Origin of the sequence: Pedobacter frigoris (assembly GCF_032678645.1) — a bacterium.
GTDB lineage: Bacteria > Bacteroidota > Bacteroidia > Sphingobacteriales > Sphingobacteriaceae > Pedobacter > Pedobacter frigoris_A.
Map to the genome: position 1 here is coordinate 1,244,980 of NZ_JAVTSP010000001.1, position 25,415 is coordinate 1,270,394.

Consider the following 25,415-nt stretch of genomic DNA (forward strand, 5'->3'; position numbering starts at 1 on the left):
AAAAGATACTATTTCATGAGGTATTGCTAAACAGTATCGTTAGATTGGTATGTCCCCCCTTTACCTCAAAATTTGCATAACATACTAGTATAAAAGTGACGCCCATGAGCAGACGTACCGAATGAATTCTCTAAAGGCGACTTCTAGAAGTGCAACAATCATTTTGTGATTATCATAATTTAAATTTATTACTAATCATATATACCAACAAACATCGCTACTTAAGTTTATTCTTGTTTTCTGATCCAAGGTAAATCCAGGTCAACTATTTTTTACCAGTTATTCGTTCCAATTCTTTCTGGCGATTTTGATTCTTTATTATCAGTAAGTCGCATTTTATCATCAGTTGAGAGCATTTTCAAACCGTTACAATTCGCAATGGTTTTATTCTTTTATCAGAAAGCATTTTTAAATTAGGTTTTTAATCCCATAAAAACTGGATATTGAGTTAATTATCATTTTGGCAGATTTACTAAGATTAACTACTTTTAGTAAAAAAGTAAACGCTTCTTATGTCTAAACAAACACACGATAAATTCAAAGATATACCGCTAAGGCATGTATCTCCCGTTTCAATGGAGAACCCAAATGAACCAATAAAAATATACTCTGGCAATTTTGGCCTCCGTAGTGGTGACAAAGCCTATGATCTAAAAGGTGAGATTTTTTTTAAGTGGTTTCCAGATATGGGAGTCAAATTTAAAGGTTCCTTTTTCAACGATTTGAATCCTCATCTTAAACTCTTGGAAAAATGTGAGGTATTGATTGAAAATTCTGTAGTAGGTCACGTTCAAATAACCAGTTTGCACATTAATGATAGTCCAACGTGTGAAGGCGAGAGTTATCGGTTCATTTGGGGGGAAAGTGCTATCCCAGTAAATGAGGTGAGTTTTAGTATACCTAACATGAGGGAGTTTGTTGGAAATCCAGTAAAAGAAGTAAGCGCTACTACAGTTAGCTTGCAAAAGTCACGGCTTGTTTTGGACGACAAACCTTATAAAATTGAAATTGACAAGCTCGGTAATTATAAGGAAAGAACAGAAAAGTTGCACGATAATGGCGGATACCTTATAACTTATGCTGGAAAAATCACCAAAAAGAAGGGCAATATTAAGCTAACCGAACTTCATAACTGGCATGATAGATTCCATCATTTTCTTTACTTTCTAAATGGACAACGAGTTGCTCCAATGTTTTATACAGGTTCCTTTGAAGGACAAAATATTTGGACCGATTACACAAACTACACTATCGATATGTACAAGTATGTTCATTGTTGGTCGGATATCATGTTTCTCAATGATTTGCCACAATTATGGAAATCCTACAACAAACTATGGAAAAACGAATCCGATCAGGATTTTTTAACTACAGCAATCCACTGGTATGTAGAAGCTAATTCTAATGCGGGGATGGTTGAGGGTTCCATTATATTAATACAAACCGCGCTTGAACTGATATATAATTGGTTGATTGTAGAGCATAAAAAAGTAATCGTTGGTGGCGACGCCGATAGCATGTCAGCTGCTAATAAAATTCGCATGCTGATTTTTCAGTTCAAAGTCAATCCTAATATTCCATCTGCGTTCAAAGATCTCGCAGATATTCCAAATGTACAGGATGGTCCAGAAGCATTCGTCAAAATCAGAAATGCATTAGTCCACGGCCAAGAAACAAAACGAGCTGATTTGAGAAAAATTAATCACAGGGCAAAATATCAGGCTTTGCAATTGGGTATTTGGTATGTGGAATTGGCATTACTTTACATCCTAGGATATAAAGGAAAATATAAAAACCGTACAGATGGCAACACTTGGAGAAATACAGGGACTCTGGTCCCTTGGGAAAATGATAAAAGTTTTAAAATAGGAAAACCTACTGACTTTACTGATGAAGAAATCAGCGACTTTGTGGAGCTTTTGGAAAAACAGAACAAAGTGCGAGATCCGACAGAAAACAAGATTAAGAAGTGTAAGTATCTCGCAATAGGCTTTTCATGGGGCAAGCCCGTCGCCATTGGTGCCATAAAACCGAAAACCGCAAGTGACTTTACACCTGCCAAAGCGAACCTGCCCGAACTGGCGAAGGATTATGAATGGGAAGTCGGATATTTCTTCACCGAACTCCAATTTCAAGGGAGAGGATTTTCGTCGATTATTTTCAATCAGTTATTGGAAGAATACGGTAGTGGACGGCTGATGGCTACCACCGAAATCAGACAAGAAAATACCATGATAAACAGTTTGGAACGTAGAAGATTTAAACAGGTTGGATCAACTTGGAAGAGTATCAAGAGCGAAAACGATCTGCGCCTATTTCTACGCGACTTGCCTGAAAAAAATAACTGGCAGCATCTACTAGAGCAAAAATCAAAATTAACCCACTAATAATGATCGAATTAGCGCTGAAACTTTTTGTTATTTAAAGTAAAATTTTAAAAGGTGAGGTTATCTAACAAACGTTTCTCTAACCAAGACGCACACAGTAATCACAACTGTACAAATGAAAAAATTAGCCCAGAAAGAATTATGATCCTTAAACGAATTCTCAACAGTTAACTGCACTACTCGTGCTGAGGTATTCAGTTTGCCGCCTTGGTGTCCGCGTAATTTGTTGTTAAGCTTTGTAGTATCGGCTGAAACTTGGCTATAAGATTCATTAAACATATTTATGGATTTGATATTAACAAAATAAGTAATAAAATGAAAATCTTAATGAAACTTTCATTTGCAAGCTAAATGTATGACTGGATATACCTCATAATAGCACTCAATCGGAAATAGTCCTGCAATATGTGCCACATGGCTAGACACGTTTCTGGAAATCCTTGAAAAACTGGCGATCCAATTAGTTTTGCCATTCGAAAAGCAAACAAAAGTTTCTTTAAAAAAGGTTTTGAGAATACTTTGGGTGCTACTCTCCAGGAGATTGGGCGACGATGTACCTTACGGGTATCTGATGTAAATAATTAAATTTATCAGTGCAAATTCAATACTAATCGAAGAAGACCTGCCAACCAGATATATGAAGACGTATACCCATCTCGAAGATTTATGACTTTTATCTTCGAGATGGGGCTCGAACCCACGACCCCTAGATTAGCAATCTAGCGCTCTATCCTGCTGAGCTACTCGTCCAAATTGAATGCTTTCGAAAAGTTATTTCGACAATAAACGAAAATAGCAAATTTGATTAAACCAAAAAATATAGCTTTCAAAAAAATAATAATTAGGTAAAAAATCTTATTGAGTATCAAACCTCTTAAAACGTAAAGCCACATTTCATTCCTCCCTCTTCTGCAACCACAAAACCCAACCTAATCCAAAATACTTTCCATTGCCGAAAATGCCTTTTGGCGATAGTTAGGCATGGTAAGCATCTTATCAAAAATATCCAGTGCGATATCCTGCTCACGCTCATGTGTACCAGATTCATCGCGAAGCCTCGAGTAGATGGCAAGGACCAGCACCAGCGGTTCGTTATTCAAATAGCCCCTTTTGGAAATATCAACGTTCTCCGGCACCTGCATACTTTGTAAAATCTTTAGGCACTCCAGCGGATATGCAGCACTACATTCGGTAAGAAATTTTAATAAGTATCTTGGATCTTCCGCGAAATGTTTAGTGGCAATATAGCTTTCAATGAAATCTTTCAGCTGCAAGAAATACCTAACCTCGAACTTACGCAGCACCATCGTGGAAAGGTTGTGGGCATGATCCCCATCAGATTTCAGGCAGCGCATCAGCACCTCGAGTGCTCTTTGATCAATGCTACCGTCCCTGATCAGGAAATCCTCCCCAACCTCCAGAGCACAGGAGATGGCCGCCTCACCCCTATCCATAAAATCATCATAACGATCAAAGTCGTCGATATCAGAATAGATCCAGCTGGAAACGAAGAAATAACACTGACCGTAGAGTTCCGGATAGCCAAGCATCCTATCGAAATACGCACCCATATGCCAATGGTACTTGTTGTTGAAGTACTGGGCTGGATTTATCGAATGTTTCAATAGCTTCGCATCCCCGCGACGGGCTAGGCGCAGGAAGATCTTGAAAGATCGTTTCAGATCCAGATGGTTCAAATAGGCCAAATTCGCCATGATCCCACATAGGATCGTATTGGAGGATTTCGCTTTGGAATGCACCAGTTTTTCTACCGTTGCCATGATGTCCTCGGCATATTCTGGCTGGCCGTAGGCATGCATCAGGTTATAGACCGCAGAACCCCTTGGTGTATTGATGAAATCTGAAACTGGATTATCTTCATTCAGCACGTCTCTGCCAAAGGTCTTCGTATCGATTATCTTCAGCCAGAAATCGACCACTTCCCGCGTCAATAGCTTATCGAAAATAAGATGGCGGGTGTGCCAAGTGGCGTACAGAGTATATTCGCTATCAAGCGGCAGGCTGATCTCCTTTAATATCAACTTCTGAATTCGCTCGATATCATAATTTGCCTTAATCAGCCCGGATATCCCGTGGGAAATATAGCTGGGAGAAACTTCCGGCAAATCAAAGAGCTTTTCAATAAGCCCATAACATCTTGAAGGCTTTTTCTCTGTCTCGGCCTCAAATACCCTAGCGTGCTCGAGAAGCCCTCCCTTGAAAAAGTCGCTCGATTTGAAGTCCCCGTTGATCTTCACCATGCTCTTAATCCAAGCATCATCGTTAAACCTGGAAAAATCCGCACCGGAAATCGGCGAACGCACTGCACCGCTCCGGCTGTTGTTTCTATCCATAGCCTTGTTATGATCTAGGTCACCGTACTTTCGCCAAAGTTCCTGATAGATGCGTTTCAGGGGCAAGTCTCTGTCAAGGACATCCTTGGGCCATGCTTTCAAAAAAAGAAACTTCTTTTTGCCAAGAGAGAGTGAATAGCGCTTTTTGCCCTCTTCCTCATATTTCCATACTTCATAGGGGTGACTAACCGTAAGTACCACCGACCTTATCCGTGTATAACCATCACAATCCAGTTGGCCGACCACTTTGGCAATGAGCCTGCGGATATTCAGTTGAAAAAAATCGTCAGTCTCCAACAGTCCGTTCTTTCCCGCAATATTCTCAACAAAATCCACAATCTGCGGTACGAATTCATCTGCCCTATGGCGGAGCACTTTTGCCATCACATTCAATAGGACTACAAAATCACTTTTCCCATGAAGCTCAAATAATTCCATTAGCTCGTTCAGGTCGCACTTGCGGTAATAGTCGACCAAGTAAAAATCAATGGACTTCTCGTCCTCGCTATCTTTATAATTCAACCCATTATCGTAGCTCGTCGAGCTCAACAGCGGCGACTGGATATCGGAATAAAAACCGTAATAGGGATATTTGCTTTCCTCTAGTATCTTTAACTGCAGTGACAGCAGGAAGTCGGTTAGCTGTTTTGGGGAGATCTTGTACAGTTCGTCGATGATTCTGTCATAACGGTAATCGAATTTGATCCGTTCCCTGTTCTTTCGCTGTGCAAGCACCACCGGACCGAGCTTTTCCAAGGCAAAACCGAAGTCAACTAGGGCAATCTTTTTGAGCATTTCAAAGTACCAAAGTTCGTTGTCCTCATTATATAGATAATATTTGTCAAAAAACGGAAGTAGCTTGGGGCTCCATTCACTAACCGAGGGCAACAGGCGTGCAATGATACCAGGGGCAGTTTCCGGATTCTGCCGTTGTACGTATTCCAACATCAGTAACGGGCAGAAGTTCAGGTTGCGCCAGAGCAGTCCCAAGTACTCGGGACGTTTTTCGTTCAGTAATCTGCTGTTCATCAAAAACTCCAGCCATCCGCCGGAAGTGAACATGTCCAGAAAAAGAAAGCCCATTTCGTTTTCCAAGTGCTCACGCAGGAACTGTTTCTCCTTAATCGTTGGACTACTGACCTCGCCAAGTGTAACAATAAAAAGATACTTAAGATTGTACCTGATTTCCACCGCCGTGACCACTTTTTTATAAAGTTCGATATAGTTTCCATGATCGGTTTCCCGGAGGAGTTCGATAACCGATTTGACCAACGGCCGGATATACAGGCTCTGCCTACTTTCTATGATGTAAGCCATCAGGTCCTGTCTGGTGGCCACAAACCAACGGGCCAGGTAATATTCATAGAAGGATTGGTGGAAAAACCATAGTTTGTCCCCATCACTCACGAGTATCTCATGGGAAATCAAAAAATCGATCTCCTTTTTATATTCCTCCAGCATTTTGTTCGAGGCCAGGTTGGGCGACATCTCGTACATACGGCTTATGATCACATCTAGGCAGCTAACCAATTTCAGGCTTCCGGCTGACAATACCTGCTTCCATAGCTCGGCATAAAGTTCGGGCAGCACAGGCTTAGCGTTGCCCAGCAGGCCAGCGATATCAGGTATCTTGGTGAACAGTTCAAGGTTATAAGGAATACTTAGCAATTCCCTCAGCACGGCATTGGGCTCTGGAAAACCAAGCTGGGAACATATACGTAACACCTCATCTTGGGAGAGTCGGTCGACCTCGATGTGCTTGATTACCGAAGTCTTGCTGAAACGATGCAGGTCCGCATCATAATCAAGATCGAACGTGCGCGAGGAAAGCACTATCCTGACATGGCTATGGTCTAGTAAGTCGTCTATAAGGTCGAGATAGGTCTTCATCCATCTTCTTTCGTTGGAAAGGCCTTGCGAAAGCGCATCCAGCTGATCAAGGATTACAACAAAGGGCTGCCTGGACTGCTTTGACATCGCGATGAATTCGCGGAAACTGCCGTGGCCCAGAAAAAGCTGGTCATAAAGCCCTTTTACAGTCAAATCGTAGCACCGGTCACACTTAATCGCCAAAATCAGGCACTGCCCCTGCGAGGCTAACTCGCTGTAGACATCCTTCAATACCGTCGACTTGCCCATTCCCTTTTTACCCTTAACTACCAGCACCCGTTCGAGCGGATCGTGCCCCTCTAGCTCACCGTTTGCCCATTCGACGATGGTGTTACTCTCTTTGCGGGGCACATGCGTGAATACCGAATCGGCAAAATAGTTTTTGAGCCGGGACACCTGCTGAGAGGCCCTGGCCAGTTCACTGCGAAGATCGAAACTGGGCCTCGTCAGCAATTCTTTGATCTCCCGTAGAAGCGTTCTGATCTCGACATCAAAAACTTCGTCATACAGCCCGTGCGTTTTCAGCCCATCTAAAAGATCCTCACCGTCCATCAATTGGATAAAATCCTCCCCAAGCTGATGGGCCTTTGTCATCTTCTGTTGCCATTCGCTCCACCATAACTGCTCTTTGAGAGTTAGCTGACAGGGTAGACAAAGTGTCCAAGCCGAGCAGCGGTATTCCTGCTGATCCATGACGGAAGCAAAGGATTTCCTGATCTGGTCCTTTTGTGATAGATTAATGCCGTTGATAAAAAACTTACATTGGAAGACCTTTACTGGCGCACCCGCAATGTCACCGATAAACACATCAATACCGCCATCTCCCTGTTCAACCTTGACCGATTTGGTGAAGTGATCAGAATGGAGCCGCTTCAAAAGACTTGTACATATCGATTCAAACCTGTCCCTTGCCCCGGCAAGGGAATAGCGCTTCATTAAATATAACCATTCTTCGTTCATAGAGGGTGCGTTTGTCTTAAGGTCGGAGTCTTTCAAGCCATTACCTGACATGAAAATCATCCTACCCATGAGGAATAAAACTAGAAAAAAAAACCGATTGACCACAGTCCCAGTCAGGGTATTATTCGCAAAAAGGTGGATACAAATTGCACCCACCTTTTAATTCTTAACCACGCTGTATCAATAATCCTACCCCACAACCTCACCAGCCAATTTCCCCCTCCTAAACTCCTTCGGAGTCACCCCTTCCACCAGCTTAAAGCTCCTGGTAAAATGCCCGGGGTCACACACCCCGAGCTAATAGCAAATCTCCTTAGCAGTAAGCGTAGTTTGCGAAAGCAGGAATACCGCTTCCCTATGAATGCGATCTTGCAAAAGCTCGTATAGCATTTTCCTAAAATAGAACGTTGTCACCTTGTTCAATCTCCTTATGGTAATACCCAATGTGTCACAATAGAATTTCAGATCACGGTTTTCTCTGAAATTGCTTTCTATCAATTCCACTTTTAAACCTTTCGAATTCGAGAGGTTTAAAAGCAGGATTATTCAGTACTTCCCATAGTTATAAAAATGCTAGTGTAGTCCTACCTCTCATCCAGTTACGGCAAATGGATCTTGCTCATTTCTATACTTCGCTATGTCTGTTAGGGATACAAATCTTTCTATTAATAGCGCCTAAAGCGCCTCTCTACTGAACTTTTTTACTTCACGGCTGCTGCAGGGTCAGTATTCTGGAGTAGAGATCATTCAAGCGCGGGATGCTGAAATAAATTCAGCATGACGGCAATCTATTATCAATTATCTGAATCAAAAAAACCAACATTTTGCAACAATGAACAATTTATTGTAAGCAAAGCACCCCACACCTTCAACCTAATATTGCAACAAGCCTCCTGTTTTCAATTTATACCTGACATCTCTCAGTTTTTTCAACTTCATGGCCAGATACGAGGCTATGTCTTCATCCTTAATTGCGCTTTTCTTCGGCGGCAACAGCCCTGCAAAAGCAGTATAAAACTCCAATACCCGCTCCTCTTCCAATAAGGCAAGCAATGAGTTACGCCTGTCCTTTTTCATTTCCAGGTACTTCATTGCAGTAAGCATTGCAAAAGCCTCCATTGGCGGCCACGCTCTATAAATTTCATCCATAGCCTCAGCACTGATCCGCACTACCAAGGTTCCTTTAGTCGCCACCACCGTATGCGTAGCGTCATCATGCTCCATAAACTCACGCAAGGCAACTATGGTGTTCTCACGGTAAATGCTTTCTGTAAACGGGATGCCATCTACATAACCATACACCAATACCAGACCACTCACTACATAATACGCGTTCCCGGGCTTGTCACCTTCATGCTCAAGGAAAGTTTCCCTTTTGTGGTCCATAGTCACGCCCCTCATTCTTAAAAATAGAAATTCATCAAAGCCTTCCGGCAATGGAACCTTAGGATTTATACTCCTCAATAATTTAATTAGTTTCTCAAAGATTTTTCTGTTTATCATTTAATTCATTGTATTGGTTATTTTGATGATTTTTCCTGGCGTTTTGCAATCCCCCTCTTTTCTGTACGGTCGCTAGTCCCCTCCTTTTCAAGGAGGGGTGCCGAAGGCGGGGTGGTAAACCCAGAAATGCCTAATCAGGCAAAAAATTCAATTCAATCTTCCTGTTCCTGCTCACTTACCCGTTATGTATTTGTAACGGCTCTATTCATTTATCTCTTTTGTCATCCCGAGTTCCGAGAGATCTATTCATTTTATTCACAAACTATAATTCATTAGTTTATTATTTAAAAAATTTCATACCTAAATATTGTCGCTAAAAAAACCGCATTCCCAAATGCGGTTTTTCTTTTCCTTTTAAAGCGCCCGTCATCCTGAATTTATTTCAGGATCCCGCAGTCGCTATTCAAAAATCGTTATCATTTCTCAAAAAATTGATTGGTTTGCCCCAGTTGCTATGTCAACGCTCTCTAACACATAGCGAACTGGGAACCAACCGAAAACCATAATATTTAAAAGAGCAGGGGCAAAAAAAAAAATTAAATTATGTCAAAAACGCCCCCGCTGCTTTTATATCTTTCCTCCCATATCCTTTATCATTTTTTCTCTCCTCAATAAATGCTCGGTCTGTATCGTCCTGATCTTTTCCAGCAACGCATTCTCTTGCTTCAACTTCTCCCTTTCACCCTTTACAAAATCCAACTCCATCATCACCGATTCGTAGAGTTTCTTATAACTAAGTCTCATAATGTTTAATTTTCTTTTCCTCCATACACCAACGCATCCTCCAGCGTCTTCACACCATCAATTATCCTCATATCCACATCATCTACCCCATCAAACAAAGAAATATACCCACGGTCAGCACGGTAAAGCTTCCATAACAATTCCGGCGTAAACTGCTCCAGATCCTGAACACTCGCTATCCCAAACTCAGCCATAAACTCGGCTATATCCATATCATCAGACCAAAGCCTTACTTCCCTCATATCATCATCAGTTTGATCCTTCAGCAGATGATCCAGAGAAACCCCTTCATCTTCAAATAAACTAAAGCCGATCCCTGCAACATTGGTGAATGCCTCAAGCTCTCTATCCCTTATTAAGAAATCCAGTAAACTTACCTGCGTTATTTTTTCCATTTTCATTCTTTCTATTGCTTCGTTAATTTCACTCATTTTTCGTCATCTCGAGGGAAGCGCAGCGACGAGAGATCTCTTGTTCACGCTATATTTCTTACTAAAAAAGGTATTGGGGAAGCCTTGATCAATAATCTCGCTCTTTTAAGTTTAAATTATAACTCCCCCAAACCTTTTATTTTTCATAGATTATTTATCACTTCGGCAGTTTATACAACACCATTTTACCACTATATAGCGTAAACAAAGTATCCCCACTCACCATTGCCGATTTAAAAGGCTTCTCCTTTACCTTATCTACATAAAAGCTGCTGCTGTATTTACCATCAGCTAAGCGGTACCTATCTATAACACTATACGCGTTAAAATCACTGCGGTTCTCATTATCTGCGCGGAGCGCCGATACTATATACAAATAAGCCCCGTCCATAAAACTATCCTTGTTTACTTTTACCCTTGCTTTTCCCGGGATGATCTTCCCTTTGCCCCCTCCTTCATCTATCGTTTGTTTTTTCACATCTATGGATGAAACCGTATCTATGGTTTTGCCAAACACTTTTACATTCAGGTTGGTATCTATCAGGTAAAAACGGTTACGGAAGTATTCTACATAGCTGATTGTGCGTGTGCTTTTTTCATAATGCAAAGCACCGTCACTGGCCATTCCTAGATCATCACCTTGGCCGTTTACAATATCTGCTTCTTTGATGACCTCGCCACTTACTGTGCTGATCTTCTGAAATATTTGTTTTTTACCGAAACGATCAAAAGTCCTGATCACAATCGAAGCTGGGGATACCTGCACCGATTTGGTAAACACCTGTGATTTCAATTCCGTCATACTTAACTTATGATTAGGGAACTTACCCCAAATCACTGATTTCAGGTTATTCATATGTATATAAAGAAAAGGAGTATCCACGCAGATGCTGTATGGAACAAGTTTATCCTCCGGCGCTGTCAAATTAATACCGATTGTATCTTTTGATGACAGGTCCTTTTTTAACATCAGGATAGTTTTAGGCGTTTCGCCGCTCAGGTAAATGTAATTACCTGATATACTCCAGATCTTGTTCAATGGCTCAACGACATCTGTTTCTTTCAAAACACTCAATTTTGAACCCAGCAAATTCCTTAAAAACCCATTGTTGTTTTTATTGGGCATATCAGTGAATACAAACAATCCAGTCAAAACCAAAAAAACAAAAACAGCAATCAATAGCAACCGAAGGATAACTTTGTTTTTCATCTATCTAATCAAATTTGCAATACACCTGCCATATCTCATACTGCGCATATGTTCCTTCCAGATCATAATACGGCTGTCCCGGGCATGGCCCTTCAAAATTTCCGCCAGACCAGTTCACATCTGGTGTTACCTGGGCACAGCAAAAAGTACTTCCACCCCAACATTCCTGCGATATATCGCCTAATTCAATATAATTATTGGGGTTCAAACTGAATACATGTGCTTTATAAAATTCAAAAGCCTCTGCATCTTCACAGCTAGTGGTAGAGTTAAGAACTTGAGAAGGCCCCGAACAAAAGAGTTTAACGGTAAGAGGACCTTTAAAGCATCTAACGGAATCCCTATAACTTTGTGTTCCGGTAACAGCTTTACTTGACATTAGGGTAAACCCGACAGTTACCAATGCTACTATTAATGTAAATGAGTTTCTTAGTTTTTTCATAATAAGTTTTTTAAAGATTTAACAAATTAGTTTAGCATGCTTTTCAGGACAAAACCTCCTTTCTTTTAGGAATTAGTGAAGTATTAGTTTTAAAGATTATTGCAATAACTGAAAGCAGGACGAAAGCGCTATTAAACCATAAGTGGTCTTCCCAGGAAAGTTGGGCTAGTACCCCTCCACAGCTGCAAGGCAGATCGTAGGCGTAACTTAACATCATCCATACATAGCCTGTAAACAGTAACATTAATGCAAAAGATAGATGTAAACCAAGAAGCATGGTTCTTCTATAAACCAGCATCACTCCAATAAGCATTTCCCCAATAGGTATAATCCAACTTATCAATGCAGCAAAGTGCTCAACAAATGGCGACTTCCCCAATTGAGATTTGAAGTTGTTATAATCAACAATCTTGTTTAGCCCGGTATAAAACCAAAGCACCACAAAAAGTGCAATTATAATCTCAATAAATATTACTTTAATTTTCGTCATATTTTTTCAATTCATGCAAGGAGCCTTTGGTTTATTAATAAGTAGCGTGCTACGTACTTCATATTTTATTAATTTTTGATTTCAAAAAGGAGTTAGTATTCACATGTTAATTTTATAAGGGCTTAGTTTTCCTTTCCCGATCATAGGAATCATGGCGTTAATATTTTATTCTAATTGAACATCAGATTTGATTTCTTCCACTTGCAGGCATTGACTCTCCTCGTGTCATTTCAATTAACCATCAATACCTAACAACTCTATCTCAAATATCAAAACACTATTGGGACCTATCTGACCCTTTGTTCCATTCTCTCCATAACCCAATTCTGAAGGAATAAAAATTCTCCATTTTGACCCTACATGCATAAGCAATAGCGCTTCTGTCCAGCCTTTTATAACATGACCTACTGTAACTGTAAGCGGCTTTTCTCCATTCATAGAACTGTCCAAAAACTTTAATCCATCTATTAATGTCCCCTCACAATTAACCACCACTTTTTGGTCAAGCCTAGGTTTGGTACCAGTTCCGGTTTTCAATACCTGATATTGAAGACCACTCGCGAGGCATACTACATCCGATTTTCTTTTATTCTCCAGAAGAAACCGCTCGCCTCCTGCTTTATTCTCCGCAGCTTTGGCTTTTCTTTCAAGCTGGCCATCAGGCTTACGTATGTTCAACAACTTCCTCAGCTCACTAACCGGTACGCCCACTTTCATCCCTCCATTAATCCTACTCACTGTACCCACAACATTACCACAATCATCTACAATCGGTCCGCCACTGCTACCTACTTTAAAATCTGCAGTAATACCCATAATATTAACCTGCTTCCCCCCATGGTTTGATGTGGTATTTTCCGCTACTACTCCTGAAGTAAACTGGTAAAAACTGCCATCAGGGTGTCCCATAACATGGACTGTTGTTTTTTCAGCAGCAGCATTACCCAATGGCAAAGACTTCAGATTATCCCCTTTGGGATCTACTTTGAAAATGACAAGATCATCACTTTCGGAACTTGACAGAACCGATGTTACCGGATATACTTTCCCTTCGGCTGTCATTACAGATAGCGACTGGTAAATTTGTTTGCCTGAATACTCCTTTAACACGTGATAATTGGTGACACAAATACCACTATCATCAATCACATATCCAGTTGTCGGGTTTGATTGTATACCATTAACTCCAGGGTAAAGAAAAGCCATATTTATAATAAGTGTCGCATCTTTGGATCTGGCTGTTAATTCATCTTTACTCAAAGAAGTACTACCCGCTAACAGCGTGGAGACAGCAACGTTCTTTCCCGCATTAGTCAATAATTCACCAGCGGCATCTTCTTTAGAAATACTACTTAATCCTTCAGAACTCTTCCTTAAAGCAGTTTTCCACTTCTTATATTCCGCATCATCGACAATCAGCTTACCTAATAGTTTACCATAATAGGTGTTTCTCTGAGCATCAGATAATTTGTCGTAGAAAGATTTCTTAACCTCAATATCAATTTTTCCGAACCCACTGTCTTCGGCAGGATGCTTCCACGTGGCAATCATTGCCGGGATATAATAAGAATCAGGCATTTGCTTCACAACAGCAAGCCTGGTTTTTAAACTATAGGCCATCCCCGAATCTGGGGGAGCCATACCACTCGGATATTTGACAAGAAACCCTTCTTTCCAAACCTTTTCCATTATTTTTTTAGCAGTTAGATACTCTTGATGCGTCTTTGATCCGCTAACCAAAACATTTGGCCACCTCACTAAGTCCCCTGTAATTTTTAAATCCCTAGCCTGATCAAGAAACAATTGGAGGTTTTCTACAAACTCTGTTTGCACACAAACTAAATATAACTCAGGGTAAACTGGCAGCTTTACATTTTTGAATCTAAATATTCCCTTTGTTGCTACAGCTTTAGCAATAGTATCTATCCTATCATTCCTTTTAATCACCATGCAGAGTTCACTGCCGGTTTTTAAACCCTTTACGTCTCCTTCAATATCAAACCCGTCCTTAAGTTGACTGTAACCGGGAAGGCTGTATACCATCATCAGGCCAATCCACGTCATTGCTAGGAAGCGTAGCGATACTGAATCAAGTCCAGTATAGGCTTTTATAATGTTATATTTCATCATAATCATTTCCCTAATAACCCTTCCAACGTCTTAGTTAATTCTTCTCCCCTCAAAAGTGGTCCAAAGGGTTTAACGTTAGACATTTGACAGTCAAAAGCCACTAACCTTCCTTTGTCATCGATCAACATATAAGCTGGGATTGCTCTAATATCATAGGTATTGCTGATTTCCTTTTTATCGCTTTCAACCAAGTGAAACCAGGGAGTTGCATCTTCTACAACTGCTTTCTTCCATTTGCTGATATCCTTATCAGATGATATCCCAACAACGCCAAAACCTTTATCTTTAAATGCAGCATAGATCTTTTTTAAAGCTGGAACCTCAGCACGACAAGGCGAACACCAGGATGCCCAACAGTCAATCAAAGTATATTTACTTTTTGAAGCAATCTCCAGAATAGATTCTTTCTTTCCATCTGGTCTAGCCAGCATAAAATCATGGATTACCTGCCCTTCGGCAATCTTTGCAGTCGCTCCCCTGTTATAGATATCATTTTTCAATTTATTCGCATAGTATCCTGCTTTCACATCTGGTGTTAAATTATCATAAGCAGCCTGCATCTCGTCCGCACTAAGAATGGTCCTATAATTACTGACTACAAATGGTGTATATAGAGAATTGTTATGGGCCATTAACCAATTTAAACCTACATCCTTAAATTCCTTGCCTGATTGTAACCCGTCGTTTGTCAATTCCTCCAATTTCTTGGTTAATTCAGTTTTTTCTATAGAATCTGTCGAATTACTAAGTTTCGCTCTTATTTGGATTTGTGATTGAACGAGCTCCTTATTCTTTGCCAGCATTCGTTGCCGAATTGGATTCATTAATATGCTAAGCTCTTTATTATTGGCATCACTGTTAGATCCCTTCAGCACAATATCAGCTTTACCCAGTTCACCTGTTACCTGCATAGATGTGTTTTCTAAAAGCATAGATTTTGTTGCTACTGTTGAGACAAGAGCATCGAAAAGAATAAAGTGGAATCTCCCATTTAAAGGCAACGTGCCTTTAAAAATGACCTCATTTCCTTTAGATATAACCCTGCCTACTGTATCTTTATCATCATTAACTAGGTAGACCTTAGTTCCATCAGGCAGACTTTTAAACTTTCCACTCAAAACAAACCCTTGACTTTTTTGAGCAAAACTTATCGCGACATTGAAAAATAACGCGAAACATAACATCATAATTTTAGTTTTCATTTGTATATAATTTTAGTTTAATATTTTTTCATTACCAGTTTTTGTAAAAGAATGGTTTAGCCATAGTTTTAACATCTTTCGCCATCCTGAATTCATTTCAGGATCTCCGCCTCGCATTACACCATGCTAATTAGACCGACCCAAATATCTTGCTGCTCCCAACAGCCTTGGAGATTGCCACACCTCGCTCTTGTCCAGGTTTTCAATGATGCTCAATAATAATTCACCATACTAACCCCAAAAGGGGCCGGTGCTGCTGTTGTTCCAAAAATTCCCCTAATTACTAAAGCGACATTCTTAAATCGATTTGCTGAAGTGGCACCAAAATTAAACGTGGTCACTAAAACATCGTTATCTACTCGTCTGATCTCAAAACTATATGTCGTGGAAAGTAATCTCGCCGGATAAGCTTTAAAAGGACTGATCCCCTTATACGGCAAATTGCCCACTTCATCAGATACCGCAGTTGAAAGTTTAACTTTCAATGCTGGACTGCCGACACTTAAATTTACAAACCGCACATTCACTACACTGTCCGCAGTTGTCGGAATACTTGAACTAAAAGCATTAATAAAGGGATAATTGATTTCTTCCATCAGCATGGTATCCGGCGATGCAACCGCACCGCTTAAATACAGCGTATACATCTTGGCTTGCAGGTTAAATGATCTATTGAACAACGTCTTCGTAGTATCACTTATTGGTGCGATAACAAAATTGGCATTACCTGTAGTTGCATAGTACAAAGTCCCAGCAGCATAATTGGTTTGTAGTATCAAACGACTCCATGAATTCGCTTTACCTGTAGGGTTTACTTTTATTGCTCCTGCATCGGTAACTGCATTGATTACATTTACAGTTCCTATGGATTCGGGTTTTGTTTTTTCATCTTTACAAGAAAAGAACAATAGCCCAATTGATAATATTGTGAATATTTTCTTCATAATTTTTTTATTATCTACCTGATTTGTTTTCCGTTGATTTACGATCAAAATGTTGTTTAACGAAGCTCTCCAAGCCACCTTTAATTCTCAATTCGCTATTGAAATGAATAAGTTTTCCTTCTTCATCAAGTAGAAGAACCTGAGGTACGCCGTTCCATCCATATTGCTCAAACAATCGTCTTCCTGACTCACCTTTATTCCCTCCAAGTAAAACCAAAGGCCAGTCTGCGCCGATTTTATCATATATGTTTTGAATTGATTTGAATTCATCTTTACGATTGTAGAATAAGCTGGCTGACAAAACTTCAAAGCCTTTTGTTTTATATTTATCATACACCAGTTTGATTTCAGGCATCATAGCAACACAGCCTCCACAGGTAGGATGCCAGAAATCAACCAGTACCAACCTCCCCCTAAACTGCTTCAGGTCAAATTTTTCCCCTGTGATTAGCTTCGCTTTTAGTTGTAGTGGCTCCTGCTCCAACTTTAACGTACATTCCAGTTGTATGGCTATTTCATGGAAGGAGGAAAAATCAGTTGCTTTTAACAAGCCAATGTATTTTTCCATATCCTGTTCATCCAACCCATAATCCCTTCTTTCGTTAATCAGCAGACATTCAGTTATTGACAAAACACCCTGTTTACTCCTTTTGCTCAGATCTTCAGGGTATCGTTTTAAATGAACTATCACTTCTTTTAAATGTCCCTCGTAGTCGAATTTTTCATTTGCAGAGTTTCGCCATTTTCCAACATTCCATGGGATAAGTGCAAGCCGGCTTAATGAATAATAATTTCCACTGTCCCCAATAGCAGCTGTATACTCATTAAAATATTCCGGGGATAGGCGTTTCCATTCATTCTTGGCTACAGTATCCAAAGGCACAACAAATCGGCCTTCAAATTCAGCAGTTGCCCCTTCTCTTAAATTAGCAAAATAAGCAGGCTCATAGAAACTGAACAATTGAAATTTTCTTCGGTCTTCAGGGAATCTTTTCCAGAATTCAATTCCCCATTCTCTTAATAATCTTGCATACATTTCTTTATTGATATTAGACTTGATTTTAGATTCTTTGTAGAGTATAAACTCTTCTGGTGTATAAGACTCGGGGAGTTTATATTCAGAACCTACAAACGGGACAGGTCGTGTAGACCATACCGAATCTGCTTTAGTTTTGTTACTATTGGGTTTTCCAAATTGCGCTTCTACACCCAATCCAATCAGGCAAATAAAAGCTGTGATTAGTGATAGTCTTTTCATTTCTTGCTCATATTTTAACGAGTTTATTAAATATTTTGGCATACCGGTGGCTAGTAGTGTCGTCATCCTGAACTTGTTTCAGGATCCCACACATGCAATTCAAACCATGCAAAACGGTATTTCTATTTCGGGATACTGACCTAAAGCCCGTGTGGAAATCAGTTCAGTATGACGAAGCGACACCTACCATCCCGGATTCTGAGGCATTCCAGATGCGTTAATGATTTCGATTGGGAAAGGAAAGGTATACCTGTCGCTATTCGGCTCCAGTGTGTAAGTCTGCCCTCCGATAGTTCGCTTTAATGTGACTGCAAATCTCGGCTCTTGGTTCAGACGTCTAAGATCTGTCCAACGTACGTTTCTTAAGATCAACTGCTTTTTACGTTCTGTCAAGATCTTGGTCAAAGCATCAAACTCATTCGTTGCAGTTTGGTCTAAATACTTCGTTGACCCATCAGGGTTTTTTGCATACCTTGTTCGTAGCAGATCATTTAAATCTTTCATCGCAGCAGATAAATTTCCCGTCCTGGCATAGCCTTCTGCCCTAATCAAATACATTTCATCAGTTGCTACCCCACAAAAAAGATCTACTATCGATTTTCCGTAGGTACCTTTAAAGGTTATCCCCGCTGGCACGGTTTTAAAAAAAATCTGCCTTCTTAAATCATTTGTCTCATAACTATCGTATAATGATTGGTCGATTAAATATTCTGTTGTGATTTGAGGGTATCCTAATAATCGATTGATAAATGCGACTTCCTGATTCACACCAATAAAATTAGCAGAAGTAGAAAGAGTGCTATAATTTATCAAGGTATTCTTAATTTTCAGGTATTCATTCGCATAATTAAAAGCATTAACGTAGTCCCCCATACTCAAGTAGACTTTTGCTAGCATGCCTAAGGCAGCTGATTTAGAACCTCTGGATAAAAAATCAGGGAAATTAGGTAAAACATCCTTTGCAGCGATCAAATCTGAGACAATTTGGTTATAGGTTTGCATTACGGTTGATCTTACTGATTTTTCTGTGATGTCAGATGACAAGCGCAATGCTAAGCCAAGATCAGTATTCGCAGTTGCTACCTTAAAGGGCGGGGCAAAGCTCTGTGCAAGTTCGTAATATAGGCGACCCCGATTAAATAAAGCCTGCGCTTTAACTTGCTCAAGACCATTCCGATCCTGATCTTTAGATTTCTTTAGCTCGTCCAAAATAATATTCATCGTTAGAATATCAGTATATGGATTTGTATATCCAGGCACATTATTACCCAAAATTACTTCATATTGGGTAATGGGTGTCCATGCATAAACATTTTGAAACTCAGGAAGACTGGGGAGCATCGCATTAAAACCGGCCTGGGTATAGTAATGTCCATCCGCTGCGACTTCATTCAGGATAAGGTTGGTTCTATTTATTGAATTGAAGTCGTCCAACATAGCTTGAAAATCTTTTACTGTGGCTGGTACAGCTTGCGTCTTATCTGATTTTGCTTCAAGCCATTCCTTTTTGCAGCTCAGTACGCTCACACACAGTAAGCCAAGAATACACAATAGCCTTTTATAGTTTGTTTTCATAACCTAATAATTTAAATTTAAACCAAAAGAAATTGAGCGTGATGTAGGTATCACATTATTAAAGTCGGGATCAATACCTGCTTTATTAGCCCGCCACAATAGCACGTTTAGGTGGTCTGCCATTAAAGAAAATGAGATATTTCTAAAAGGCAGCTTCTTATAGCATACCTTGTTCAGACTGTAGGATAATCGAAAATCACGCAAACGGATATGATCTCCTTTTTCTACTAGTATTTCTGAGTTACTATAAAATGCATATCTGTTATCTGGCGTCAAAGGCATAGACGGCACATTAGTGAGTAATTCATCCCCTGGCTTCTGCCACCTTAAAGCGTAGTCCCCATGTCCACTCCAAAAGGATTGCAGGGTATTAAAGTCAACTGAAGGTCTCCTGAAATAATACCCAAATGCATATGTAAGATTAAAAGACGCCGAGAAACCCTTATAAGAAATGTCATTCATGATATTCCCAGAAACAGTCGGTGATGCATTACCATGGTAGATTAAATCATTAGATCCACGTCCAGAATTGCCTAAAGCTGTAGTGAAAGGAACAACTTGTCCATTAACTACACCCATCGGATTTCCTGTTTGCCCATCCAATCCTGCCCAGTGATAACTATATAAATAATTTATTGGTTTTCCTGGAGGAAGCGCAATACGATTTATATAAAAGGATGGATTACTTAGTGAACTACCAAGATTATAATAAGCTGTAACTTTATCAGCACTATGACTTAAGTTTAACACCGTTCTTAACTTAACACCTTGATCAAAAATAAGTCCATTTAAAGTCACATCTACTCCTTTTCCTTTTAAGCCTGTAAAATTTCCACGATAACTCTCTACCCCAGAGGTTTGATCGGTAAGTGGTCCAACACCAATCAAATTAGAAGATCTTTTTGTATAATACTCCAATGAACCTGTAAGCCGATTATTAAACATCCCAAAATCAACGGCTATGTTAATTACCCTTGTTTTTTCCCAAGTAATTCCTGGATTAGGTGGACTAGAAAGTGCGGCATATTGTTGTGGCACCTGATAAGTCTGAGCGTTTGTCCTGTATCCTATGACAGGAAGTGAAGTAGCTTGATTGTCTACATTGCCATTATAACCGTAAGTCGCTCTAATCTTTAATGAAGATATTGATTCAACTTTAAAAAAATCTTCCGCACTTATAAGCCACATCGCACCAACAGACCAAGTTGGTTTAGCTTTAAAATTTGCTTTCATACCAAAAAGATTGGCCGCATCTACCCGCCCGCTTGTAGTGAGAGTATATTTATTTAATAGTGTATATCCTACATTACCATAATAACTATGATTCCGGGTCAAAAATCCACTAATACGCCCTGCTTCCGTGATAATATTTGCTCCACTCGGCCTAGTGGTATAATTTGTTCCATAATTAATATTATTAGCATAAGATAGAGTCAGTGGATCATAACCATATCTTCTGAATTGATTATTATCGTTTTGAGATTCACTGATATCTATACCAGAAATCAGTGAAAGAGCATGAATTCCCCAAATTCTTGTGAAATTTAATGTACTTCGCAAATTATAAGCGACTTCTACTTGGCTGGAAAAATCTAATATTCCACCCAATGGTACAGGATATTGAGGTTGACCGGAGGCATTCAAAAACATATATCTGTTTATTAGATCTCGAGTCTCATAATGCCTCAAATTTTTATAATTATCTGTATTTGTCACGCTGCGGTTGTAAGACGCGTTTAAATTTATTTCCAGCCCCTGTAAAATGGAATATTTTAATCCACCACCAAAGCGTAAGCTAAAACGTTTGACAATATTATCTTGATTACCAAGCTCATCCAATGGACGGTAATGCCAATCTAATAAACCCTTGGTTTTAAGCGTATCTAAATAAATCTCTCTAAAACTACCAACCTTTGGTATTGACATCGGGTTTCCATTGATATCTGCCAGCATAGTATAGGGGGCAATGGTATTACTCCCATTAGGAATAAATCTTTGATAACCAATCCCATTTACCTTACTTTTCGTCTGATTATAATTTAAAAAAGTATTCAATTCCAAATTCTTAATAGGGCGATATGTGTTGTTAAGATTTATGGTTAAAGTATTACTTTCATTTCCTATCTCAGATGCCCCCATCTTGTTGTAACCAATAGAGTTGTAATAGGCTATTTTATCTCCGCCTCCGATTACGTTAAAATTATATTGCTGTGTCACTGCGGTACGCAATAGATATTTACTGATATCATTTCGCGTATCATGTGCTGCAAGCTGAGCCAGCTGCTCATCTGACTGCTGCTGAGTAATAGCGTTTCTTTTACGAGCAAGCAAAATCTCAACGGTTGGAGACACGATTGGGAAATAATTAAAAGAAGGATATGAGCTATCGTAATCATTATAATAGCCACTTGCAAATAATTGCTTTTCATAATCTATTGCGTCCTTCGAAGAAATCAAATTTAATTTAAAAAGATCTGGACGCTCAGTCAGGGTTGTATTTCCCGTAATACTGATACTCGCTTTTTGATTGAACTTCCCCTTCTTTGTGCTAATCACAATCACCCCATTTGCAGATCTGGCACCCCAAATACTCGCAGCTGCTGCATCCCGCAAGATCGTAATTGATTCCACATCATTAGGATTTAGATTATTTAGCTGGAGTCCAGAATAAATATTCCCTCCCCCTTCTTCGTAAGGGAAACCATCAATAACAATTAAGGGCTTTGTATTTGACTCGATTGTGCTGAAACCCCTTACTGTTATATCAGACTTGTCACTTCGAATATTCTGTTTTTGCAAGCTACTGGTCAAATATGCAATCCTATCTAAAATATTCGTAGATACTCCACGATTGATCATTTCATTATCAATCTGTACAAAACTTCCAGTTGCTCTTTCCTTCGGAATATTCTGATAGCCAGTATTATATGTCACATTCACCTCTTCCAACTCCCCCGTGGCCACATTCAACTTAATCTCCAACGGCATCACCGCATCTTTTAACGAAATCTCCAAAGTCTTAAACCCCACATATCGAATCACCAACACCCCATCATTCGGCACATTCGCCAGCACAAACTCACCCTTCACATCCGTCTTCACCGTCCTGCTCGTTCCCTTCAATACCACCGTCGCCCCCTCCAACGGCTTACCCCCCTCATCCAAAATCCTACCCCGAGCATCCAAATTAGCAAAAACAGACTTAGGTAAATCCAGAAAACTGGGTGTTTTCTCTTTTATAATAACTGTTTTAGAATCTATGGTAAAAGAAAGCTTCTGATTTTCCAAAATCTGCATCAGGGCATTTTCCAATTCCATATTTTTAATGTCAATATCTATTGGCTGAAAATCATTAATGAGCTTTTCTTTGATCACAAAGTCAAATCCGGTCTGCTTACGCAAATCCTTAATGATCGTTTTTAGTGATGCATTTTTTTGGCTCATACTCACTTTCTGTGCGAGACTATTTGCACTCACATGAAGCAAGGTTGCTAGTAATAATACGGTGGTTAATCGCATAATCAGCAGTATTTTATGATATAGCGGCTTGGGTATACCGAATATCCTGGTATAATTTCTATACATTTGTCCTGTTTGGTTCTAAGCAGTTTGCCTCTGTCGTCGAAAACTGTCGGCATTCTGCAGTAAGTTGATTTTTTAATTAATTGTTCCAAACACAAACCAGGGGTGTTTTGCTTCGCAGCTACTGCGGGTTCGCACTTCTGGTTTGCTTATCTAGCCTTAGCTATTCTTTCGTAAATATTTCTTCATCTTTCCTGAGTTTTTTGGTTCATAATTTAGTTAGTTCGTTGTATATAGGGAGATGATTTTTTTATTTGCTTACATAAATCTTTCGACCTTCTACTTTAAAGTGTATACCTCCAGTGGACTCGAGTATGCGCAACACACTCGAAACTTTATCAAATCTTGACACTGTACCGTAGATCCTGTCTTTTGGTATTTCGCCATTATAAATTACTTCCACGTTATACCAGCGTTCTACCATCCTCATAATAGACTGGATGTCGCTGCTTTCAAACATAAACTTGCCATCCTTCCATGCCACCGCTTCACTCACATCCACATCTTTTACATTTATCCGGTTAGACCCGGATACAACCGACTGCTGACCTGGCTTCAGGATAGTCCCCTCCTTCGCAAGGAGGGGTGGCGAAGCCGGGGTGGTCTTTCCATTCCGGGATCCTGAAACAAGTTCAGGATGACGACCGTCTATAGCATGACGAACGGAAACTGACCCTTCTAACAAAGTCGTCTTTATACTTCCTTCATCTGCGTACGCACTTACATTAAAATGCGTACCCAATACTGTGACTTCTTGCCCGTTACTCTCCACTACAAATGGCCGTTTTTTATTCTTGGCTACCTCAAAGTAGGCTTCGCCCTCCAGCGAAATCTTCCTGGTCTCTATCCCAGAAAAATTTGAAGGGATTGTTAATGTGCTGGCGGCATTAAGCCATACCTTGGTGCCATCCGGCAATGTGAATATATAAGTCTGGCCTTTGGTTGTAGAGGCCGTCATGTCTTTATTTAGATCCTTCGCATTCGCTCTGGATGACAAAGCGGAAGAGCCGTCATTATAGGCAAGCTTATCAGTTCCTATTACTACCCCACTCTTCGCATCACTTAACTGTATCACCTTACCATTAGCCAGCGTAATCGTTGCTCCGTTCTTTCCAGGTGCTATGTCGTTTAGATCCCTCGAAACTCGGGATGACAAAGCGGGGTCAGAATGACGAGAAGGAGCATTAAAGAAATAAACTCCAAGAACTATCAGCGCAACCGCAGCGGCTACCGCCGCGATCCTTGGCCAAAGCTTTCTTCTTACTGGCTTATTGATTCCCTCAGCTACCAGCTTCCACATCAAAGCATGGATTTGCTCGTATTCTTCTTCACTTAGTTCTGCTTCTTGCTGGGTAGCCTCATGCAAAAACCAATATTTTAGTAAAGCAGACTCAGCCTTACTGGCCTTGCCCCGGTTATATTTTTCTAAAAGTGATTTAGCCTCATTAATATTCATCCCTATGTAAACAGACATAATTAATTTGCCTATTTATAAGTATAACCCCAAACCGCCTGTGCGGTACTAGATAGAATTATTAAAAGTTTATCGAAAACATTTAATAAACTGAAAATCAACACAATAAAATCAAATTTATTTGGGCAACATGGTAATAAACAGTAAGCCTGCCGTTGCGTTTGGCCCCAGATCTTCACGTAAAATCCGCAAAGCAGTACTTACCTGGTTCTTTACTGTCTGGGTCGAAATATTCAATTGCTGGGCAATTTCCTGGTAACTCAGATTTTCCTTACGGCTTAGCTCAAAAACCTGCTTCATTTTTGGCGGCAATTTTTCAATCGCAGCATCAATCAACTGTTCCAGTTCTTTTTCCATCAGCAGTTCATCACCCGCAAGATCCAGTTCTTCAGTAAACTTTGCCAGCGAAACCAGGAAATCATTTTTAAGCTTGCCTTTTTGAATTTGCTTAAACACGCTATTTTGAGCAGCTATATAAAGATAAGCACCCAGCTTGGTATCGGGTCTTAAATAAGCAACCCTGCTCCATAAGGTAATAAAGAGTTCCTGAACTAAATCTTGAGCAGCCTCCCTATCCCGAAGCATCTGATTCATCTGGTAAAATACCTTTGGTGCATAACGGTTGTAAATTTCATGAAACGCAGCCTGATCGCCCGCTTTAACAAAGCCGATCAAATCCATATCCGATGATGCGCTATAATTAGCCATGAATTTTATAAGTTACCCCCGTTGTACTAATTTACTAAAAATCTTTTGCAAGATTATATAAGTTCTTCGATATAAACCAACTACAATGAAAAATAAATTTTAATTTTTCTTGCTAAAAGGGATTAGAAGAG

General features: G+C 39.9%; 17 protein-coding genes. 1 reads left to right on the forward strand and 16 read right to left on the reverse strand.

Annotated elements, in window-relative coordinates; all coding sequences use genetic code 11:
- The first annotated feature begins 512 nt into the window (after nucleotides 1-512).
- On the forward strand, nucleotides 513-2,387 hold the full coding sequence (locus R2Q78_RS05490) for a hypothetical protein (protein WP_316789648.1): 1,875 nt from the start codon (nucleotides 513-515) through the stop codon (nucleotides 2,385-2,387).
- A 929-nt stretch (nucleotides 2,388-3,316) separates the two neighbouring features.
- Here the strand turns inward: R2Q78_RS05490 and R2Q78_RS05495 are convergent.
- From R2Q78_RS05495 to R2Q78_RS05570, 16 genes are all read right to left on the reverse strand, one after another.
- Entirely contained in the window at nucleotides 3,317-7,591 is a 4,275-nt protein-coding gene (locus R2Q78_RS05495; RefSeq protein WP_316789650.1) for an NACHT domain-containing protein, read from the reverse strand.
- A 297-nt stretch (nucleotides 7,592-7,888) separates the two neighbouring features.
- Nucleotides 7,889-8,095, reverse strand: a complete 207-nt coding sequence (locus R2Q78_RS05500; RefSeq protein WP_316789652.1) for a hypothetical protein — start codon at nucleotides 8,093-8,095, stop codon at nucleotides 7,889-7,891.
- 369 nt (nucleotides 8,096-8,464) lie between these two features.
- The gene (locus tag R2Q78_RS05505; protein ID WP_316789654.1) at nucleotides 8,465-9,094 is read right to left on the reverse strand and encodes a Crp/Fnr family transcriptional regulator; all 630 of its coding nucleotides are present in this window, start codon (nucleotides 9,092-9,094) and stop codon (nucleotides 8,465-8,467) included.
- Between the two features lie 567 nt (nucleotides 9,095-9,661).
- Nucleotides 9,662-9,838, reverse strand: a complete 177-nt coding sequence (locus R2Q78_RS05510; protein WP_316789656.1) for a hypothetical protein — start codon at nucleotides 9,836-9,838, stop codon at nucleotides 9,662-9,664.
- Between the two features lie 5 nt (nucleotides 9,839-9,843).
- Entirely contained in the window at nucleotides 9,844-10,269 is a 426-nt protein-coding gene (locus tag R2Q78_RS05515; protein WP_316789659.1) for a hypothetical protein, read from the reverse strand.
- Between the two features lie 157 nt (nucleotides 10,270-10,426).
- Nucleotides 10,427-11,479: a hypothetical protein gene (locus tag R2Q78_RS05520; RefSeq protein WP_316789660.1), complete on the reverse strand. Its 1,053-nt coding sequence runs from the start codon at nucleotides 11,477-11,479 to the stop codon at nucleotides 10,427-10,429.
- Nucleotides 11,480-11,483: 4 nt separating this feature from the next.
- On the reverse strand, nucleotides 11,484-11,921 hold the full coding sequence (locus tag R2Q78_RS05525; RefSeq protein ID WP_316789661.1) for a hypothetical protein: 438 nt from the start codon (nucleotides 11,919-11,921) through the stop codon (nucleotides 11,484-11,486).
- 43 nt (nucleotides 11,922-11,964) lie between these two features.
- Nucleotides 11,965-12,411 (reverse strand): MauE/DoxX family redox-associated membrane protein, encoded by a 447-nt coding sequence (locus R2Q78_RS05530; protein WP_316789663.1) that lies wholly within the window; start codon nucleotides 12,409-12,411, stop codon nucleotides 11,965-11,967.
- A 234-nt stretch (nucleotides 12,412-12,645) separates the two neighbouring features.
- Entirely contained in the window at nucleotides 12,646-14,541 is a 1,896-nt protein-coding gene (locus R2Q78_RS05535) for an FKBP-type peptidyl-prolyl cis-trans isomerase (RefSeq protein ID WP_316789665.1), read from the reverse strand.
- Between the two features lie 2 nt (nucleotides 14,542-14,543).
- Entirely contained in the window at nucleotides 14,544-15,743 is a 1,200-nt protein-coding gene (locus tag R2Q78_RS05540) for a TlpA disulfide reductase family protein (protein ID WP_316789667.1), read from the reverse strand.
- Between the two features lie 212 nt (nucleotides 15,744-15,955).
- Nucleotides 15,956-16,687, reverse strand: a complete 732-nt coding sequence (locus R2Q78_RS05545; protein ID WP_316789669.1) for a hypothetical protein — start codon at nucleotides 16,685-16,687, stop codon at nucleotides 15,956-15,958.
- A gap of 10 nt (nucleotides 16,688-16,697) precedes the next feature.
- Nucleotides 16,698-17,945 carry a TlpA disulfide reductase family protein gene (locus R2Q78_RS05550; RefSeq protein ID WP_316789670.1) on the reverse strand — a complete coding sequence of 416 codons (1,248 nt, stop codon included), beginning with the start codon at nucleotides 17,943-17,945 and terminating at the stop codon, nucleotides 16,698-16,700.
- A gap of 183 nt (nucleotides 17,946-18,128) precedes the next feature.
- Complete coding sequence (locus tag R2Q78_RS05555) at nucleotides 18,129-19,520, reverse strand: RagB/SusD family nutrient uptake outer membrane protein (RefSeq protein WP_316789671.1); 1,392 nt, start codon at nucleotides 19,518-19,520, stop codon at nucleotides 18,129-18,131.
- 3 nt (nucleotides 19,521-19,523) lie between these two features.
- Nucleotides 19,524-22,964, reverse strand: a complete 3,441-nt coding sequence (locus R2Q78_RS05560) for a SusC/RagA family TonB-linked outer membrane protein (RefSeq protein ID WP_316789673.1) — start codon at nucleotides 22,962-22,964, stop codon at nucleotides 19,524-19,526.
- 388 nt (nucleotides 22,965-23,352) lie between these two features.
- Nucleotides 23,353-24,576, reverse strand: coding sequence for a FecR family protein (locus R2Q78_RS05565; RefSeq protein WP_316789675.1), 1,224 nt, complete (start codon nucleotides 24,574-24,576; stop codon nucleotides 23,353-23,355).
- A gap of 117 nt (nucleotides 24,577-24,693) precedes the next feature.
- On the reverse strand, nucleotides 24,694-25,284 hold the full coding sequence (locus R2Q78_RS05570) for an RNA polymerase sigma-70 factor (protein ID WP_316789677.1): 591 nt from the start codon (nucleotides 25,282-25,284) through the stop codon (nucleotides 24,694-24,696).
- Nucleotides 25,285-25,415: the final 131 nt, after the last annotated feature.

Coding starts and splice junctions, on each gene's coding strand:
- R2Q78_RS05490 (WP_316789648.1), top strand. CDS start 513: ATGTCTAAACAAACACACGATAAATTCAAAGATATACCGCTAAGGCAT.
- R2Q78_RS05565 (WP_316789675.1), bottom strand. CDS start 24,576: ATGTCTGTTTACATAGGGATGAATATTAATGAGGCTAAATCACTTTTA.
- R2Q78_RS05545 (WP_316789669.1), bottom strand. CDS start 16,687: ATGAAGAAAATATTCACAATATTATCAATTGGGCTATTGTTCTTTTCT.
- R2Q78_RS05515 (WP_316789659.1), bottom strand. CDS start 10,269: ATGAGTGAAATTAACGAAGCAATAGAAAGAATGAAAATGGAAAAAATA.
- R2Q78_RS05560 (WP_316789673.1), bottom strand. CDS start 22,964: ATGAGCCAAAAAAATGCATCACTAAAAACGATCATTAAGGATTTGCGT.
- R2Q78_RS05540 (WP_316789667.1), bottom strand. CDS start 15,743: ATGAAAACTAAAATTATGATGTTATGTTTCGCGTTATTTTTCAATGTC.
- R2Q78_RS05520 (WP_316789660.1), bottom strand. CDS start 11,479: ATGAAAAACAAAGTTATCCTTCGGTTGCTATTGATTGCTGTTTTTGTT.
- R2Q78_RS05525 (WP_316789661.1), bottom strand. CDS start 11,921: ATGAAAAAACTAAGAAACTCATTTACATTAATAGTAGCATTGGTAACT.
- R2Q78_RS05550 (WP_316789670.1), bottom strand. CDS start 17,945: ATGAAAAGACTATCACTAATCACAGCTTTTATTTGCCTGATTGGATTG.
- R2Q78_RS05530 (WP_316789663.1), bottom strand. CDS start 12,411: ATGACGAAAATTAAAGTAATATTTATTGAGATTATAATTGCACTTTTT.
- R2Q78_RS05535 (WP_316789665.1), bottom strand. CDS start 14,541: ATGATGAAATATAACATTATAAAAGCCTATACTGGACTTGATTCAGTA.
- R2Q78_RS05555 (WP_316789671.1), bottom strand. CDS start 19,520: ATGAAAACAAACTATAAAAGGCTATTGTGTATTCTTGGCTTACTGTGT.
- R2Q78_RS05570 (WP_316789677.1), bottom strand. CDS start 25,284: ATGGCTAATTATAGCGCATCATCGGATATGGATTTGATCGGCTTTGTT.
- R2Q78_RS05510 (WP_316789656.1), bottom strand. CDS start 9,838: ATGAGACTTAGTTATAAGAAACTCTACGAATCGGTGATGATGGAGTTG.
- R2Q78_RS05495 (WP_316789650.1), bottom strand. CDS start 7,591: ATGAACGAAGAATGGTTATATTTAATGAAGCGCTATTCCCTTGCCGGG.
- R2Q78_RS05505 (WP_316789654.1), bottom strand. CDS start 9,094: ATGATAAACAGAAAAATCTTTGAGAAACTAATTAAATTATTGAGGAGT.